Source organism: Pseudomonas sp. RIT623, assembly GCF_004519305.1.
GTDB lineage: Bacteria > Pseudomonadota > Gammaproteobacteria > Pseudomonadales > Pseudomonadaceae > Aquipseudomonas.
This window is the reverse complement of sequence record NZ_SOZA01000052.1, coordinates 1-16,569: the sequence shown is the minus strand read 5'-3', so window position 1 is coordinate 16,569 and position 16,569 is coordinate 1. Positions and strand designations below refer to the sequence as shown.

General features: G+C 64.4%; 15 protein-coding genes. 2 read left to right on the top strand and 13 right to left on the bottom strand.

All coding sequences use genetic code 11. The features are described from left to right. Positions 1–107 precede the first annotated feature (107 nt). From E3U47_RS25065 to E3U47_RS23235, 11 genes are all read right to left on the bottom strand, one after another. Entirely contained in the window at positions 108–284 is a 177-nt protein-coding gene (locus tag E3U47_RS25065) for a hypothetical protein (RefSeq protein WP_167659527.1), read from the bottom strand. Positions 285–546: 262 nt separating this feature from the next. After that, a complete protein-coding gene (locus E3U47_RS23280) occupies positions 547–1,677 on the bottom strand; it encodes a lactonase family protein (RefSeq protein WP_177414271.1) in 1,131 nt (376 codons plus the stop codon). Next, positions 1,667–1,933 carry a DUF5629 family protein gene (locus tag E3U47_RS23275; RefSeq protein ID WP_134693929.1) on the bottom strand — a complete coding sequence of 89 codons (267 nt, stop codon included), beginning with the start codon at positions 1,931–1,933 and terminating at the stop codon, positions 1,667–1,669. Before E3U47_RS23275 ends, E3U47_RS23280 begins: the two co-directional genes overlap by 11 nt. A 109-nt stretch (positions 1,934–2,042) precedes the next feature. Then, positions 2,043–4,436: an RND family transporter gene (locus E3U47_RS23270; protein ID WP_134693928.1), complete on the bottom strand. Its 2,394-nt coding sequence runs from the start codon at positions 4,434–4,436 to the stop codon at positions 2,043–2,045. After that, entirely contained in the window at positions 4,433–5,449 is a 1,017-nt protein-coding gene (locus E3U47_RS23265) for a YCF48-related protein (RefSeq protein WP_134693927.1), read from the bottom strand. Before E3U47_RS23265 ends, E3U47_RS23270 begins: the two co-directional genes overlap by 4 nt. A gap of 276 nt (positions 5,450–5,725) precedes the next feature. Beyond that, the gene (gene pepN / locus E3U47_RS23260) at positions 5,726–8,383 is read right to left on the bottom strand and encodes an aminopeptidase N (protein WP_134693926.1); all 2,658 of its coding nucleotides are present in this window, start codon (positions 8,381–8,383) and stop codon (positions 5,726–5,728) included. 13 nt (positions 8,384–8,396) lie between these two features. Further along, a complete protein-coding gene (locus E3U47_RS23255; protein ID WP_134693925.1) occupies positions 8,397–9,227 on the bottom strand; it encodes a DUF2797 domain-containing protein in 831 nt (276 codons plus the stop codon). Further along, positions 9,224–9,484, bottom strand: a complete 261-nt coding sequence (locus E3U47_RS23250; protein WP_134693924.1) for a YeaC family protein — start codon at positions 9,482–9,484, stop codon at positions 9,224–9,226. The genes E3U47_RS23255 and E3U47_RS23250 overlap by 4 nt, the downstream gene beginning before the upstream one ends. Before the next feature lie 13 nt (positions 9,485–9,497). Then, entirely contained in the window at positions 9,498–10,382 is an 885-nt protein-coding gene (locus E3U47_RS23245) for a rhomboid family intramembrane serine protease (protein ID WP_134693923.1), read from the bottom strand. Next, positions 10,379–11,350 carry a metallophosphoesterase gene (locus tag E3U47_RS23240; protein ID WP_134693922.1) on the bottom strand — a complete coding sequence of 324 codons (972 nt, stop codon included), beginning with the start codon at positions 11,348–11,350 and terminating at the stop codon, positions 10,379–10,381. Before E3U47_RS23240 ends, E3U47_RS23245 begins: the two co-directional genes overlap by 4 nt. Then, complete coding sequence (locus tag E3U47_RS23235) at positions 11,350–12,240, bottom strand: NAD(+) kinase (protein WP_134693921.1); 891 nt, start codon at positions 12,238–12,240, stop codon at positions 11,350–11,352. The genes E3U47_RS23240 and E3U47_RS23235 overlap by 1 nt, the downstream gene beginning before the upstream one ends. Before the next feature lie 43 nt (positions 12,241–12,283). Between E3U47_RS23235 and E3U47_RS23230 the strand changes: the two genes are divergently transcribed. Further along, positions 12,284–13,264 carry a DUF1853 family protein gene (locus tag E3U47_RS23230; RefSeq protein WP_177414269.1) on the top strand — a complete coding sequence of 327 codons (981 nt, stop codon included), beginning with the start codon at positions 12,284–12,286 and terminating at the stop codon, positions 13,262–13,264. Positions 13,265–13,305: 41 nt separating this feature from the next. Here E3U47_RS23230 and E3U47_RS23225 read toward each other — a convergent pair whose 3' ends face one another. Next, positions 13,306–14,925, bottom strand: coding sequence for a WG repeat-containing protein (locus E3U47_RS23225; RefSeq protein WP_134693919.1), 1,620 nt, complete (start codon positions 14,923–14,925; stop codon positions 13,306–13,308). A gap of 173 nt (positions 14,926–15,098) precedes the next feature. On the opposite strand from E3U47_RS23225, the gene E3U47_RS23220 reads away from it, so the two are divergent. Continuing rightward, a complete protein-coding gene (locus tag E3U47_RS23220; RefSeq protein ID WP_134693918.1) occupies positions 15,099–15,644 on the top strand; it encodes a cytochrome b in 546 nt (181 codons plus the stop codon). Here the strand turns inward: E3U47_RS23220 and E3U47_RS23215 are convergent. After that, positions 15,635–16,528 carry a 1-aminocyclopropane-1-carboxylate deaminase/D-cysteine desulfhydrase gene (locus E3U47_RS23215; protein WP_134693917.1) on the bottom strand — a complete coding sequence of 298 codons (894 nt, stop codon included), beginning with the start codon at positions 16,526–16,528 and terminating at the stop codon, positions 15,635–15,637. The two genes, E3U47_RS23220 and E3U47_RS23215, sit on opposite strands and share 10 nt — an antisense overlap. Positions 16,529–16,569: the final 41 nt, after the last annotated feature.

The window sequence follows — 16,569 nt, the reverse complement described above, 5'->3', positions numbered from 1 at the left end:
ACACAACCGCCGTGATACGCCACATCATGCCCTGCCCCTTCGGAGAGTCAAAAATTTAGCGTCAAATTAAATCACATGGCACTGTGCTATTACCAACGGCTTTACACTCAATTGGAATGCTTGCTCAGCGCGGCATGGAAATGCGCGCTCTGCTGCAAGTACTTTTGGGTATAGCTGTGGGTGTTGGCTACTTTGCCGCCCTGCCCCACCTGAGCGTGAGCGGGCAGGACAACCGAAGCGGAAATGGCGGAAGCGGCGATGATCGGGAAGAGATTGAAGTTCATGTGGGCGGACCTCGACATCGGTGGTTTTGACATTGCCCCGTCGGGGCCTTGGGTCAAAACTTACGCCGATGGGCTCGACCACTGAAATTCATTACAGCAGTAGCGATTATCACGCTGATCGATAATGGTCCGCGCGCCCTGTAGGAGCGGCCTTGTGTCGCGAAAGGGCCGCAGAGCGGCCCCAGGGTCTCAGCGTTGAGACATCAATGCCGGGGCTGCTACGCAGCCGTTCGCGACACAAGGCCGCTGCGCAAGCGCACGTTCATTCCAGGAACTTGAGGTCCGAAGGCGCTGGCTGCGCGTGCTTCTGCACCGTTTCGCCCAAAGTGCCCTTGCGCGGGTCGCGGCGCAGGACCACGATCTGGTTGCTCTTCTGGTTGGCCACCAACAGGTAGTTGCCACTAGGGTCGAGGGCAAACTCCCGAGGATGATCGCCCTCCACCGAACGACGCTGCAGCAAGGTCAGCTGGCCGTCGTCCTTGCCCACGGCATACACCACGATCTCGTTGGCGGTTCCGCGATTGCTGACATACAGGAAGCGGCCGTCGGCCGACAGGTGCAGGCCGCCCGCAGCTTTCGCGGCAGCGTCCTTGTTCTCGGTCAGCGGCAGGCGCTGGCGCTCGCTCAAGGCACCGCCTTGCACATCGAACACCACCACCTCGGCGCTCATTTCCAGGGTCAGGTAGGCATGCTGGCCCTTGGCGTCGAACAACAGATGGCGCGGACCGCTACCCGGCGGCAGCACCACCGACGGCGGAATCGCCGGGCTCAGCGGATGCTCGGGGCTGGCCCCGTCGTAGCGGTAGATGAACACCTTGTCGGCGCCCAGGTCGCTGGCATACAGGTGGCGACCATCGGGCGACAACACCAGCGAATGCACGTGGGCGCCGGCCTGGCGCTCGGGATTGACCTTGCTCGGTGTGTGCCGGGCCTGTTGCACCACTGGCTTGAGCTTGCCGTCCTTCGCCACCGGGACCACCACCAGGCTGCCGCCTGGATCGGCGGCCACCGCGTAGTTGGCGACGAACAAGTAGCGCTGGTCATGGCTGAGACTGGCGTGGGTTGGCTCATCGCCCAGGCTTGGCACCTGGTTCAACGCATTGATCTCGCCCTGTTTGCCCAGCGAAAAACTGCTGGCCTGGCCTTGGGGCGTTTCATTGACTGCGAACAGCAGGCGCTGGTCCGCCGACAGCACCAGCCACGAAGGGCTGACGCTCTTGACCACCTGTCGGGGCGTGGCGTCAATCTGCCCTGTGTGGGGATTGAAGTCGTAGCGGTAGATCCCTTCGCTACCGCCATCGGTGTAGCTGCCCACCAGCAAGGTGGCGGCCTGGGTCTCCATCGACAGGGTGATGAGGCCTGCGGTCAGCAGGCGTGTCCATTTACTGTTCATCGTCTTGTTCATCCGGGGCACGCAAAGCACTCATACAGACTAGACGATGCTCGCCCTCGCCATCGCTGAGGCTCCAGTCGTCGCCCGCGCCACTGGCGGCGGCCACCTGGTCGGCGTTGAAGATCCAGCGGCGCAGTTGGCGACCGTCCATGCATTCGATGGTCAGGCCGGATTCGTCGAAGGTGAAATCGAAAGCGTGCAGGCCGTCGATCAGCAGCATGTCGCAGGATTCGAGGGCGGTGGCGAGGGTGCTCATGGCAATACCATTTCAGACAAATGCCGCCATTATACGCAATCGCGGGTCTAGCCCGCTCCCACGCCAAGCACATCGTGGGAGCGGGCTAGACCCGCGATCTTGACGTCACTCAATGGGCGAAGATCGACCCCCCCTCCTTGCCCGCCAATTTCTCTGGTTTGATCAGGAAGCGCGCCAGCGCCGGCAACAGCCACAGCGCGCCGAACATGTTCCACAGCAACATGAAGGTCAGCATCAGGCCCATGTCGGCCTGGAACTTGATCGCAGAGAAGATCCAGGTGCACACGCCGATGGCCAGGCACAGGCCGGTGAACAGCACCGCCTTGCCAGTGGAGCGCAGGGTTTCGTAGTAGGCCTCCTGCAATGGCAGGCCGGCACGCAGGAAGCTTTCCAGGCGGCTGTAGATGTAGATGCCGTAGTCCACGCCGATGCCCACGCCCAGCGCCACCACCGGCAGCGTGGCGACCTTGACGCCGATCCCCATGAACGCCATCAGCGCGTTGCCCAGCACCGAGGTCAGTACCAGCGGCAGGACGATGCACAGGGTCGCGGCAAACGAGCGGAAGGTGATCATGCACATCACCGCCACGCAGATGTAGACGAGGATGAGGATGGTCAGCTCGGCCGATTTGATCACCTCGTTGGTGGCCGCTTCGATACCAGCGTTACCGGCCGCCAGGAGGAACTGCAAGCCATCCTTGTTGTGACTGTCGGCGAAGGCCTTGGCCGCGGCGGTGACCCGTTCCAGGGTTTCGGCCTTGTGATCGTTGAGGAACACCAGCACCGGCGCCAGCGAGCAGTCGGCGTTGTACAGGCCGTCGGCACGGGCGATGGAGTTGTTGAGGATGTCCGGGTTGCGCGACAGCGTTTCCCACTTCAGGCTGCCCTCGTTCATGCCCTTGATGACCTGCTTGGACACGGTCACCAGGGAGATGGTCGACTGCACCCCTGGAGTGTTGTCCATGGTCCACATCAACTCGTCGATCGGGGCCATGGTCGAGTGGATCGAGCAGCTCTCGGCCGGGGTCTTGACCATGATCACCAGCACATCGGAACTGGTCGAGTAGTTGCTGATGATGAAGCTGTTGTCCTGGTTGTAGCGCGAGTCCGGGCGCAGCTCCGGGGCGCCCTGGTCGAGATCGCCGATCTTCAGGTTCTGGCTGTACCAGAGGCCGCCGGCGAAGGCCAGCAGCGCCAGCACCACCGACACCGGCGCCACCTTGGCGCTGGCGAAATTGGACAGCAGGCGCCAGAACGGGTGTTCACAGGTGGCGTCCTTCTTGCTGCGGGCGATGGCCTTCTGGCTGATGCCGACGTAGCTGATCGCCACCGGCAGCAGGATCAGGTTGGTGAAGACGATCACCGCCACGCCGATCGAAGCGCCGATGGCCAGCTCGCGGATTACGCCGATGTCGATGATCAGCAGGGTGATGAAACCCACCGCGTCGGCAAGGATGGCGATCATCCCCGGCAGGAACAGCTGGCGGAAGGTACGGCGCGCGGCGGTCAGGGCGTTGTCGGCGTCGCTGGACTGCAAGGCGATGCCGTTGATCTTCTGCACCCCGTGGGAGATGCCGATGGCGAAGATCAGGAAGGGTACCAGCATCGAGTATGGGTCCAGACCGAAGCCCACCGCATGCATCAGCCCCAACTGCCAGACCACCGCGACCAGGGTGGTGATCAGCACGGCGATGGTGCTGCGGATGCACCAGGTGAACCAGTACAGCAGCGCCCAGGTGATCAGCAGCGCCACGCCGAAGAACAACGCCACCATCACCAGGCCGTCGATCAGGTCGCCGACCTTCTTGGCGAAACCGACGATGTGGATCTTCACGTTGGGGTTCTGCGCCTGGAACTTGTCGCGGATCTTCTCCTCGAGCTGATGCGAGAACTGCTGGTAGTCGAGCTTGACCTGCTTGCCCGGGTCCTGCGGGTCGGGGTGGCTTTCCAGCAGCGGGATGTCGATGATGCTCGACTTGAAGTTGTTGGCCACCAGGCGCCCGACCTGGCCAGACTTGAGCACGTTGTCGCGCAGCGTGTCGAGGCTGTCCTGGGAGCCGTTGTAGGTGTTGGGGATCACCTCGCCGCCGGAGAAACCTTCCTCGGTGACTTCGCTCCAGCGCACACTGGGGCTCCATAGCGATTTAAGGCCCGCGCGATCGACACCAGGGATGTAGAACACCTCGTCATGGATCTGGCGCAGGGTCTCCATATAGTCCTTGTCGAAGATGTCGCCATTGACCGCCTCCACCGACACGCGCACGGTGTTGCCGAGGTTGGCCAGGTCGTTGCGGTGCTCCATCATCTGCTCGATGAACGGGTGCTGCAGCGGGATCATCTTTTCGAAACTGGTGGACGGGCGGATCTGCGTGGCCTGCCAGAACAGGAACACGCTGACCAGCAGGCAGATGGCGATAACCGCCGGACGATTGTTGAAGATCAGGCGTTCCAGCAGGGTGGCCTTGTCCTTGTGCTGCATGTCGAAACTCTCCCGGCTGGTCATGGACGCACCTCCTCTACACCGTCGGCCGAGGCCAGGTGCACGCCGCCCTGCCCCACCAGCAGCAGGCCGCCGCCGGCAAGGCCGCTGACCCCGGCCAGGGCGATGCGGTCGCCGCGATTGCGCACGCTGAAGGTCTGGCCGTCGTCATGGCTGCGCAGCACGCTGCCGCCATTGCCGACCAGCACCAGGCTACCGTCCTCGAGAAGCGTAGCGTTTGCCAGGCCGAATTCGAGCGGGCCGCGCTCGGCCTTGAGTTCGATCGGCTGCCAGCTATCGCCAAAATCGGTGGAGCGGAACAGGTTGCCGCGCAGGCCGTAGGCCAACAGGGTGTTGGGCTGAGCGGTGCCGATCACACCGAACAGCGAGCCCTCGTAGGGGCCTTGCACCGCCGTCCAGCTCTGACCGGCATCGCTGGAGCGGAACATGCTGCCCTGCTCGCCGACGATGAACAGGCCGGCGTCCTTCACCGTGGTGATGGCGTTGAGGTGGAGCTGGTCGGGGTTGTCCAGGCGCTCGCCGACGTCCTGCCAGTGCTGACCGCCATCAGTGGTCTCCAGCAGCGCGCCATAGGCGCCGACGGCAAAGCCATGTTGAGCATCGACGAAACGCACGTCGAGCAAAGGCGCTTCGCGGGACAGGTCTTCGAACTGCTTGCTCCAGGTCGCGCCGCCGTCGTTGCTGGCGAGGATCTGAGCGTCATGGCCGACCGCCCAGCCGCGCTTGTCGTCGAGGAAGAACACTGCCGTAAGCAGTTGCCGGGTGGGCACCCGGGCCTGGGTCCAGGTCTTGCCCTGGTCGTCGGAGAACAGGATATGGCCGCGATCGCCAACCACCACCAGGCGCTGGCCGGCGTGGGTGGCGCCGATCAACAGGCTCTGGCTGGCCTTGGCCGATTCCACCGAATAGTCGTCGGCGGCCACCGCCGCCTCGACGCTGCCAGCGCCAATGCCCAGCACCAATGCCAGCATCGCGCCTGCCGCCAGCCGGCGACGTGGCGTAATCCGCTCTCTCATGACTGCCCCCTGTTGTGTTCTTGTGGTGGGTCAATCTATTGCCAGGTACTGCCGAAACCCCTGTTCCAGAGGCCTGGAATAGCTTCTGGCCATGCTATCGGGATTGTCCGACAGAACACAACGAGCGGGACGTTATGTTTTGTTAACCACAAAAAGCCGGGGCCGCCTTGCGGCCCTTTCGCGGCACAAGGCCGCTCCTACAGAAGATCGCGATCCCCTGGAGGAGCGGCCTTGTGCCGCGAAAGGGCTGCGCAGCAGCCCCAATGTCGACCAGGCTTACACCAGGCTCTTGCTCACCACCTCGTACACATCGCTGGACAGCGCACCGGAAGCGAGGATCCGCTCCAGCTCGCCCTTCATCAGCGCCTGACGCTGGTCGTCATACTTGCGCCAGCGGGTCAGCGGCGCCAGTTGGCGCGAAGCGATCTGCGGGTTGAGCGCATTGAGCTCGATCACCAGGTCCGCCAGGAAGCGATACCCCGAACCGTCAGCGGCATGGAAGTTGACCAGGTTCTGCCCGGCGAAACCACCGATCAGCGCGCGCACCTTGTTCGGGTTCTTCAGGGTGAAGGCCGGGTGCTGCATCAATGCCTTGACCCGCGCCAGGCCGCCCGGCAGGGTGCTGGCCGCCTGCACGCTGAACCACTGGTCCATGACCAGCGGGTTGTCCTTGAAGTGCACGGCGAAGGCGTCCAGGGCCTTGGCGCGCTCGGCCTCGAACGGCGAGTTGACCAGCACCGCCAGCGCCGTGAGACGCTCGGTCATGTTGTCGCAGTGCTCGTACTGCTCCAGGGTCGCCTTGAGCACCTGCGGCTTGCCGCTCAGCATCAGGTACGACAGGGCGATGTTCTGCAGGCTGCGACGGGCGAAGTGCTCGGCCGAGGCCACGTAGGCGGTGTTGCGCGACACGTCGCGGTTGGCCTGGTAACGCGCCCACAAGGCATCGAACAACTGCTCGGCGATCTGCTGGCGGGCGAACTCACGGGCGGCGTGAATCGCATCGACGTCGGCCACCTGGCTGATTTCGGTGAGATAGGCCTCGCCCGGCAGCGAGAGCATCTCGGCGACCATGGCCGGGTCCAGCGACGCGTTGCCGAGCACAGTGCCCAGTGCGGTGATCAGGCGCTGGTCGAGGGACAGTGCTTCGCCACGCTGGTGCTGGCCGATCAACTCCTGGAGCACCTGCACGGCCAACTGCTGCCCCGCTTCCCAGCGGTTGAAGCCGTCGCTGTCGTGTTGCATGAGGAACATCAGCTGGTCGCGGTCGTAGGGGAAGCCCAGCTTGACCGGTGCGCTGAAGCCGCGCAGCAGCGACGGCAGCGGCTGGCTGGCAATACCTTCGAAGGTGAAGGTCTGCTCGGCTTCGGTCACCGACAGCACGCGGCTGGTGCCAGTGGCGGCGCTTTCGCCGGCCAGGCGCAACGGCAGGTCGTTTCCTTGGGCATCCAGCAGGCCCAGCGCCACCGGGATCACGAACGGCAGTTTCTCAACCTGCCCCGGTGTCGGCGGGCAGCTCTGGCGGAAGGTCAGGCTGTAGCGCTGCGCGGCAGCGTCATAGGCCTCGCTAACCTCCAGGCGCGGGGTGCCGGCCTGGCTGTACCAGCGCTTGAACTGGGTCAGGTCGACGCCGTTGGCGTCTTCCATGGCCTTGATGAAGTCGTCGGTGGTAACCGCCTGGCCATCATGGCGCTCGAAGTACAGGTCGCTACCCTTGCGGAAGCCCTCGGCGCCCAGCAGGGTGTGGACCATGCCGACCACCTCGGCGCCCTTCTCGTACACCGTCAGGGTGTAGAAGTTGGAGATCTCGATGAAGCTGTCCGGGCGGATCGGGTGGGCCATGGGGCCGGCGTCTTCGGCGAACTGATGGGTGCGCAGGTAGGCGACATCCTCGATGCGCTTGACCGTGCGCGAGTTCATGTCGGCGCTGAACTCGGCATCGCGGAACACCGTGAAGCCTTCCTTGAGCGACAGCTGGAACCAGTCGCGGCAGGTCACGCGGTTGCCCGACCAGTTGTGGAAATACTCGTGGGCCACCACGCCCTCGACCCGCTGGTGGGCAGCGTCGGTGGCGGTCTCGGCGCGGGCCAGCACGCAGCTCGAGTTGAAGATGTTCAGGCCCTTGTTTTCCATGGCGCCCATGTTGAAGTCGTTGACCGCGACGATCATGAAGATGTCCAGGTCATATTCACGGCCGTAGACTTCCTCGTCCCAGCGCATGGACTTCTTCAGGCTGACCATGGCGTGGTCGCACTTGTCGAGGTTTTCCGGCTCGACATAGATGCGCAGGGTCACATCGCGGCCTGACTGGCGAACGAACGTGTCTTCCTTGCACCAGAGATCACCGGCCACCAGCGCGAACAAGTAGGCAGGCTTCTTGAACGGGTCTTCCCAGGTCGCCCAGTGGCGGCCATCCTCGGCCGGGCCGCTGCCGACCGGGTTGCCGTTGGACAGCAGCACCGGGTAGCGGTGCTGCTCGGCAATCACCGTGGTGGTGAAGGTGCTCATCACATCCGGGCGGTCGAGGTAGTAGGTGATCTTGCGGAAACCCTCGGCCTCGCACTGGGTGCAGAACATCTTGCCAGACTTGTACAGGCCTTCCAGCGCGGTGTTGCTCTCTGGGTGGATCTTCACGCTGGTGTCCAGGGTGAAGCGCTCGGCCTTGGGCTGCACGGTCAGGCTGTCGTCGCTGAGCTGGTAGTCGCCTGCCTGCAGTTCGGCATCGTCCAGCGATACCCGCAATAGTTCCAACTGTTGGCCATCGAGCACCAGCGGCGGCAGGCCGGCGCCGCGCTCGGGGTTGCGGCGCATGACCAGCTGCGCATGGACCAGGCTGTGGTCCTCGAACAGTTCGAAGGTCAGGTGGGTCTCGTCGATCAGGTACTCGGGGGCCTGATAGTCCTTGAGGTAGATCACTTGCGGTTGTTCGGTACGCATGGTGACGATCCTTTTACTGGAGCACGGCCAGCTGGTAGGCCGTGTACTTGCGAATGTTGATCACGCCGGTGTCGAAGATCAGGTACTGGCCCTTGATGCCAAGCAGCGTGCCTTCCACGACCGGGTCCTTGTCGAGGTTGAAGCTGACGATCTTTTTCGGGTAGGCCTCGACCGGGTAGCGCATCTGCACCACCTCGGCGTCGGGCAGCGGCTGGATGGCCTGCAGGCCGAAGCGCTCCTGCAAGACGCGGATGCCGTCGGCGCAGGCGTCGAAGATCTGCTCGCGGATGGCCGGCAGGTCGAGCACCTCGGCGTCGCCCTTGAGCAGCGCGCGCCAGTTGGTGCGGTCCGGCACCTGGCTGCGCAGTACGTCTTCGACCAGCCCGGATTGCTGGCGGGTGGCCACGCGCATGATCGGCAGCGCCTGGCTGGCGCCCTGGTCGAGCCAGCGGGTGGGCAACTGGGTGGCGCGGGTGATGCCGACCTTGATGCCCGACGAGTTGGCCAGGTACACCACGTGGTCGGTCATGCAGAACTGCTCGCCCCACGACGGCTCGCGGCAGGTGCCGGCGTCGTAGTGGCAGCGTTCCGGAGCCATGATGCACACGTCGCACTGGGCCAGCTTGGTCATGCACGGGTAGCAGTAACCCTGGCTGAAGCTGGTCTTGGTGCGCTTGCCGCAATGGCTGCAATGGATCGCGCCGAGGTACTCCAGGCGGATCGACTGGCCGATCAGCGGATTGACTGGCACCTCGGTGTCATCCAGGCGGAAACTGTATTGAACGACCGGTGCGTCCAGGCGCACCGCCATCTTGCTCAAAGAGCCACGAGCGAGTTCGATCAATGTACCGAGTCCGACTTGAACAGAATGTTGGCGATCGGCGCCGACTTCGAGGCGCATTCCTGCGGGCCCATGTAGCCGGTGCGCTGCTCTTCGGGGAGGTTCTTGATCTCCCAGGCGATCACCGCCTGCAGCGACAGCTCTTTCTGTTCGGCGGTCAGTTTGCGGCCGTCGGACCATTTGCCGATTTCCACGGCCGTCTTCAGGCTCTGGTAGATCTCGGGGGTGATGTTTTCGATCATTTGCGCGAACGTGGACATGCTGTCTCCTCAGTCAGGCGGTCAGTTTACGCCTCGCCAGCGCGCCACCCAAGAGCCCCGTCAGGCATCCGATGAGCAACCCACCGACATGGGCGGCGTTGGCGATCTGGCCGAAGCCGAGCTGACCGACCAAGCCACTCAGGCAGATCACCAGCCAGATCAGCATCATCACCAGCACGCCTTTGGGCAGATTGAACTGCGGGTTAGGCGCCAACCATTGGTACAGCCAGACATGCCCGAGCAAGCCGTAGAGCACGCCGGACAGGCCGCCGAACAGGCTCGGCCCGCTGGTGAAATGCTGGGCCAGGTTGGACACCAGGCTGAACAACAGCGTCAGCCCCAGCAACATCCACGGCCCCTGGCGCAGCTCGATACGCTTGCCCAGCTCCCAATACCACAGGCCGTTCATGGCCAGGTGCAGCACGCCGAAGTGCAGCAGCATCGGTGACACCAGGCGCCACCACTGGCCTTCGGCGAGGCCCTGGAGCAAGGGGGTGAAGTACAGGTAGTCGCCCTGCACCTTGAACGACAGGAAGGTGAACCAGCCAATGGTCGAGAGGTTGTCACCCAGGCCGGTCACCCCGGCGACCACCAGGCTCAGGATCAGTACCGCGGCGGTGACCTTGCAGGCCAGGGCCTGCTCCTTCAGCGAAGGCGCCGCCGGGGCGGTCGGCATGCCGGCGTCCACAGGCTCGGGCATCGCTGCTAGGTCGGCATTGCCCTCAGGGAAGCGCCGATAAAGTTCCAGTACTTCATGGGCCATTGCCGGCGGTGCCCAGAGCACCTGCTCCTCGCCCTCCTCCACGACCCGATGCGGCACCTGCAGACGGCGCAGCAGGGCGACGAAGCCGCCAAGATCGACACTCAACGGCAGGCGTAGCACTTCGATCACGTTCACTGGCTGGCCTGCGGGCGTTCGACATCGACCCAGACGAACTTGTGCGGGTCGATGCGGGTTTCGTCGTCCAGCCGATAGGCCGCCAGCTTGCCGTAGAGCACCGCGCTGTAGTCCAGGCAGGCCAGGTTGGCGCGGATCGGCGCCGGCCGGCCGCTGCGCCAGTAATGACCGACGAACAGCAGCGGTTCGTCCTCGGCATAGCGCAGCAGGGCGTTCTTCTGGCTGTGACTGAGCGGCGTGCGGGCTACTTCGTCGGGCAGCGCGTCGGGCTGGAAGACGATATCGCCGTAGGTCTGCGGGTCTTCTTCCCAGAACTTGGTGCGGAAGAAGGCGCGGGTCAGGCCATCGCCACCGGTCAGGGTCAGGCCATCCGGCAGGCGCATGTCGGTGCCACGCAGCAAGCGGTTGCACACGGTCGAAGCGAAACTGCCGGGCACCGCCGAGGCCTGCACGAAGTGCTCGTCGATACAACCACCGGGGTATTGCTGACGCAGCGGCGCGATCAGCTGCGGGTCCCAGCAGGCGTGCACCAGGCGGAAACGCCCGGCGTCGACGAACAGCGGCAAGGTGTAGAACCACTGGATGAAGTCGTGCCAGTCGCCGGGGTGCTGGGCGAACTGGGTGAGGGTCTCGTCGATCAGCCGCGCATGGCGCGGGGTGTGCTCGCGCACATAGGCCTTGCCGCTACCTGGCAGCGCCGGGGTGACCCAGGCCAGGGCGTTGTACTCGTGGTTGCCCATGATGCAGAAGGCCTGGCCGGCCTCGACCATGTCATGGACGATGTGCAGCGCCTCGCGAATGCGCGGGCCGCGGTCGACGATGTCGCCGAGGAACAGCGCCTGGCGCCGTGGGTGGCGCCAGACCCCACCGACCCGCTTGTAGCCGAGGGTGTCGAGCAGGCGTTCGAGGGTCAGTGCGCAACCGTGCACGTCGCCGATGATGTCGAAACTGCGCGCCGGATCGAACATCAGTCGTCCCTGCCTCCCAGGCGGCTGCCCCAGCCGAGCTTGGTGCGGCAGACCTCATAGTAGTTGTGGTCCAGCGGATGGATCAGGCGCAGCTTCTGCGGCTTCTTGCTCACCGTGATGGTGTCGCCGGGGGCACAGGTGAAGTGGTTCTGGCCGTCGCAGGACACCTGCGGGTAGATCTGCAGGTCCTTGGACACGACGATCTTCAGCTCGCTATTGCCATCCACCACGATCGGCCGGCCCGACAGGGTGTGCGGGTACATCGGCACGATGACGATGGCGTCGAGCTTGGGGTGCATGATCGGGCCGCCGGCGGACAGCGCATAGGCCGTGGAGCCGGTGGGCGTGGCGACGATCAGGCCGTCGGCCTTCTGGCTGCAGACGAACTGGCCGTCGATGTAGATCTCGAACTCGATCATCCGCGTCGACTTGCCAGGGTGCAGCACCACGTCGTTGAGCGCGTCGCCCTGGCCTATGGCCTCGTGATGGCGGCGCACCTCGGCCTGCAGCAGGAAGCGGTTTTCCACCAGGTAATGGCCGTCGAGTACCTCGGCGACTTTCTCCTCGAGTTCGTCGGGTCGGATATCGGTGAGAAAACCCAGGTTGCCACGGTTGATGCCCAGCACCGGCACATTGTGTCGGGCCAGGGCGCGGGCGGCACCGAGCAGGCTGCCGTCGCCACCAACGACGATGACCAGGTCGCAGACTTCACCCAGCAGCTTGCGCGTGGAGGTCTGCAGGCCGTGGCCAGGCAGCACTTCGGCGATGGCATCCTCGAGGATCACGTGCAGGTGGCGCTCGAGGAGGAATTTTTTCAGTCGGCGAATGGTGTCGAGCACCTGGGAGCTGCCAAGGCGGCCGATGATACCGATATTGCGAAATTGCTCCATGGTGCTCCTGCAAAGCTCTGCGGCGGGTGACAATGGCGCGATTATGGGCGAAAGGACTGGCCAGCGGCAAACCGGCTATGCTCGCAGGATGATGCCCTTCGCCGACCTCGAACTCCTGCCCCGCCAGCTTCGCCACCCCGCGGTGCGCGACCTGGCCTGGACGCTGCTGTCACCGCCGCTGCTGGAGGACGCCGCCTGCGCCCAGCGCCACCCGCTCAAGGGCAGCGCCTGGGCCGACGACCCGCAGGCCCTGGGCCGCTGGCTCGTCCACCTCGACCAGGCCCCCGGGCCGCTGTTGGCCTGGCTGGCACGCCTTAACAGCCGGCGGCTCGGCCTGTACTACGAAAGCCTGTGGCAGTTTGCCCTGCACCAGGCACCGGGCATCGAACTGTTAGCGGCCAACCTGGCGATCCGCGACGGCGGGCATACTCTGGGCGAACTGGACATTCTGCTGCGCGACCGAGAGGGCGATCATCATCTGGAACTGGCCATCAAGCTCTACCTGGGCCCCCCACGCGGTGACAGCGGCGACCCGGACCTCTGGCTCGGCCCCGGTTGCCATGACCGGCTGGGGCGCAAGCTGGCGCACCTGGCGCAGCACCAGTTGCCCATGTCGAGCGGAGCGCGCAGCCGCTCGGTGCTGGCCGGGCTGGGCCTGGATCGAGTGCAGGCCCACCTGTGGCTTGGCGGCTACCTGTTCTACCCACGGTCAGGACAGACCCGCTCGCCAGAGGGGGCCAACCCCCGGCACCTGCGCGGACGCTGGCTACGTCAATCGCAATGGAGCGAGGTCGAAAACGGCTGCTGGCAGCCCCTGCCCCGCCACGCTTGGCTGGCGCCGGCGCGGTTTGAAGCACAGGCCTGCTGGAGCGCAGCGCGCTTCGACGCCTGGCGCAAAGGGCTGGAGCCCGATACCCACGCACACCTGCTGAGCCGGGTGGAGGAACAGGCGGACGGCACATGGGAAGAGGTCGAACGGATGTTTCTGGTGGCCGACACCTGGCCGGACCTCCCCCCACGCTGAAGCAGACTGTCGCCGGTTCACCGGCGACAGAAGACCGGGCCTCAGGACGCCTCGGCCACAGGCTCAGGCGCCGGGCAATGCGCCTGGGCATCCTTCGGCCACAGCACCTGGCCCTTGCCGTCGACCACCTGTTCCGCGCCGCAAGGCAGGCGGTTGGTATCGAACACCACGCTGCCATCCAGGCGATACAGGGCGCGCAGCGTACGCACGGCGTCGTCGCCATTGCCCTCGACTCGATAGGCGAAGATCGCGCCACGCGCCTCGTCGACCACCAGGTCCTGCCACTTGGCGGGCACCAGCAGCTTGCCGTCGAGGTCGTACAGCGCGCGCGCGGTGTCCGACCTGCTGCCTTCGGCAGCCAGCAGGTGGCGGCCATCAGCCAGCAGCTTGAACGATACGAACTGTTCAGGCTTGACCAACACCTTGCCCAGCTCGTCCATCAGGCCCACGGTGTCGGTTTCGCTCGGCATGCCCAGGAACACCACCGTCTTCTTCGGCGATTTCAGCTCGGTGAAGGCATAGCGCTTGGGCGCGACCACGCCGATCTGCTTGTAGGTGGGCTGGAACACGACCTTCCCCTGGTCCAGGTCGATGGTTCCGTAGGTTGCCAGGAACATGTTCTGCAGCTTGCCGATATGGTTGAAACCGGGGCGATGGCCACTCATGCCGAGCAAACCCATGCCAGCGTCGCCGATCGAATCGTACTCGGGCTCGATCAGCCATTTGCCGTCATGCCCGATCATCCCGGCCTTGCCCCGGTCTTCATCGGTACGCGGCAACTGCACCATGCCGCCAACCTTGCCGAAGGTCTCGCAGTTCTGATACTTCGCCTCGATCACCACCTTGCCCTGGTAGTCGAGGTAGCCGCACGGCTTCTCGTAGTCATCGCGGAAGGCCACCAGACCACTGCCCGGCGTGCCCAGCCAACCCTGGCCAAGTGGGATCACCAGGTTGCCTTCGGCATCCGCCAGCCCCTTGCCGGCAGTTCCCTCCCGGGAGACGACCAGGTGACCGTCGGCGGCGCTGACAATGGTGTCGAAATCGAGCTTGCGCAACACCTTGGTCTGCAGGTTGTACCCCCAGTTCTCACCCTGGCGCTCGGCCAGTACCCAGTTGCCGCGCTTGGCGAAATCTTCGCGCACATACATCGAGTCGAACACCGCCTCGCTGACCTTCTCGCCCTGGGGCGTGAGGATGCCACGCAACTCGTCGATCTCGTAAACGATGAAGTCGTTGTCGCCACCGACATAGACAGTGTCGAAGATCGGCGGCTGGACTTCCTTGCCCTGCTCGTCCATTACCCCGACCTTGCCATCGCGAACATAGCCGAACAGGCCGGGAGTCAAGGTGTAGAGCGAATCGGTGAGGTCGGCGCGAATCACCCGCTTGCCGTCACCGCTGGCCAGGTGCCAATAGTCGCCGCGTCCGAAGATGAAGGCATCGGTGAAGGGTTGAGTGTAGAGCTGAGTGAATTCACTGCCTGGGGCAATCCGGAACGCGCCGTTCTGGTCCAGCACGGCACATTCGTCGTTCACGCAAAGCGGAATGGTCAGGGCGGCAATCGGCGGCGTCTTGACCGCCGGGACTTGCTCGCAGCCGGCGAGCAGCAGTGACAGGGCGCCGAACAGCGCGACCCGAGGGGTACTGATGAAGTGTTTCATTGACACAGGATCCTTGTGCGATTGTCATCAGGTGCAGGCTAAAAGCCATCACCCAGCTTGCTGTGTCGGTGATGTTTGATAGATCTGAAGCAAACAAATTTCCACGCCAGCGATTAGAGTGAAGGTCAGGCGCCGAGAAGAGCGCCCGTGCAACCTGATGACGAGGACCCACCATGGTTTCATCCACCCCCGCGACCCATTACGCGCGTCTGTCGATCGCCCTGCACTGGCTGATGCTGGTGCTGTTGGCCGCCGTCTACGCCTGCATCGAACTGCGCGGCCTGTTCCCCAAGGGCAGCGCTGAACGCGACCTGATGAAAGACCTGCACTTCATGCTTGGGCTGACGGTGTTCGTGCTGGTCTGGCTGCGCCTGGCCATGCGCCTGTCGCGCCCCACTCCGCCGATCGTGCCCAGGCCACCGGCCTGGCAGACGGGGCTGTCGCACCTGGTACACCTGCTGCTGTACCTGATGATGATCGGCCTGCCGCTGGCCGGTTGGGCAATACTCAGTGCCGCCGACAAGCCGATCCCGTTCTATGGCCTGGAGCTACCGGCGATCGTCGCCCCCGACCCGGACCTGAGCAAGTTCATCAAGGGCTGGCATGAACGTATCGGCAGCTGGGGCTACTGGCTGATCGGCCTGCACGCGCTGGCCGGGCTCTATCACCACTATGTGCGGCGCGACAACACGCTGCTGCGCATGCTGCCCTACAAGTAACCGCGTCGCCCCTGCAAGCCTCCGCTGTGCAGGAACACCAGGCGGGTGCCGGAAGCGAAATGCCCGGCCTCGACCTGATCGCGCAGGGCCAAAAGGGCCTTGCCGGTATAGAGCGCCTCAAGCGGCATGCCGGTTTGCCGTTCGGTGTCGGCGATGAACGCCAGCAGCGCGTCATCGATACGGGCAAAGCCGCCACGGCTGGCGTCATGCAACTGGTAGCCGTGCACACCCACCAGCGCCGCGACGGTTTCCGGTACACCATGGCCCAAGGGCACGGCCAGAGCGCCATGGACCCTATGCCTGCCCGCCTCTTCCAGCACCATACCGGCCAAGGTCGTGCCGGTGCCTGCCGCCACCCACCAGGCGTCGTAGTCAATCCAGCCCAGCGTTGCCAATTGCGCCCGGCATTGCCTGACGATCAACCCGCAGCCCTGCGCGCCAGCTGGGCCGCCACCGCCTTCGGGGATGCAGTGCCAGCCCGGGTAGCGGGCCTGCCAGGGCTCCCAGAAGCCGGGCTCATGGCGGTTGCGGTAGCCGCCGAAACCGAGCCAGTGCAGCTCCATACCCAGGGCTCGCAGGTCCTGTACCGTCGGTGTTTCCTGAGGGTGGCCACGCAACAGCCCGGCGGTAGCGAAGCCGAAACGCTTGCCGGCGGCCGCCAGGGCGTGGAGATGGTTGGAATAGTTGCCGCCCAGGCTGATCAGGCCTGGAGCATTGGCCTTCTGGGCTTCGAGGAGGTGATGACGCAGCTTGAACCATTTGTTGCCGCTGATCAGCGGGTCGATCAGGTCCAGGCGCAGGACCGCGGCTTCGATTCCCGCGTGGCGTAACCAAGATAGGTCGAGGCGTTGCAGGGGGGCTAGGGGGAGAGAAAAATCAGACATGGAGGCAGTTTATCTGATTGCCCAGATGCAGATGTGTTGCT

Excerpts from the sequence above, each read along its gene's own strand:
- E3U47_RS23225 (WP_134693919.1), bottom strand. The coding sequence starts at position 14,925 with ATGAAACACTTCATCAGTACCCCTCGGGTCGCGCTGTTCGGCGCCCTG.
- E3U47_RS23240 (WP_134693922.1), bottom strand. The coding sequence starts at position 11,350 with ATGTTCGATCCGGCGCGCAGTTTCGACATCATCGGCGACGTGCACGGT.
- pepN (WP_134693926.1), bottom strand. The coding sequence starts at position 8,383 with ATGCGTACCGAACAACCGCAAGTGATCTACCTCAAGGACTATCAGGCC.
- E3U47_RS23275 (WP_134693929.1), bottom strand. The coding sequence starts at position 1,933 with ATGAGCACCCTCGCCACCGCCCTCGAATCCTGCGACATGCTGCTGATC.
- E3U47_RS23220 (WP_134693918.1), top strand. The coding sequence starts at position 15,099 with ATGGTTTCATCCACCCCCGCGACCCATTACGCGCGTCTGTCGATCGCC.
- E3U47_RS23265 (WP_134693927.1), bottom strand. The coding sequence starts at position 5,449 with ATGAGAGAGCGGATTACGCCACGTCGCCGGCTGGCGGCAGGCGCGATG.
- E3U47_RS23215 (WP_134693917.1), bottom strand. The coding sequence starts at position 16,528 with ATGTCTGATTTTTCTCTCCCCCTAGCCCCCCTGCAACGCCTCGACCTA.
- E3U47_RS23230 (WP_177414269.1), top strand. The coding sequence starts at position 12,284 with ATGGGCGAAAGGACTGGCCAGCGGCAAACCGGCTATGCTCGCAGGATG.
- E3U47_RS23280 (WP_177414271.1), bottom strand. The coding sequence starts at position 1,677 with ATGAACAGTAAATGGACACGCCTGCTGACCGCAGGCCTCATCACCCTG.
- E3U47_RS25065 (WP_167659527.1), bottom strand. The coding sequence starts at position 284 with ATGAACTTCAATCTCTTCCCGATCATCGCCGCTTCCGCCATTTCCGCT.
- E3U47_RS23250 (WP_134693924.1), bottom strand. The coding sequence starts at position 9,484 with ATGTCCACGTTCGCGCAAATGATCGAAAACATCACCCCCGAGATCTAC.
- E3U47_RS23235 (WP_134693921.1), bottom strand. The coding sequence starts at position 12,240 with ATGGAGCAATTTCGCAATATCGGTATCATCGGCCGCCTTGGCAGCTCC.
- E3U47_RS23270 (WP_134693928.1), bottom strand. The coding sequence starts at position 4,436 with ATGACCAGCCGGGAGAGTTTCGACATGCAGCACAAGGACAAGGCCACC.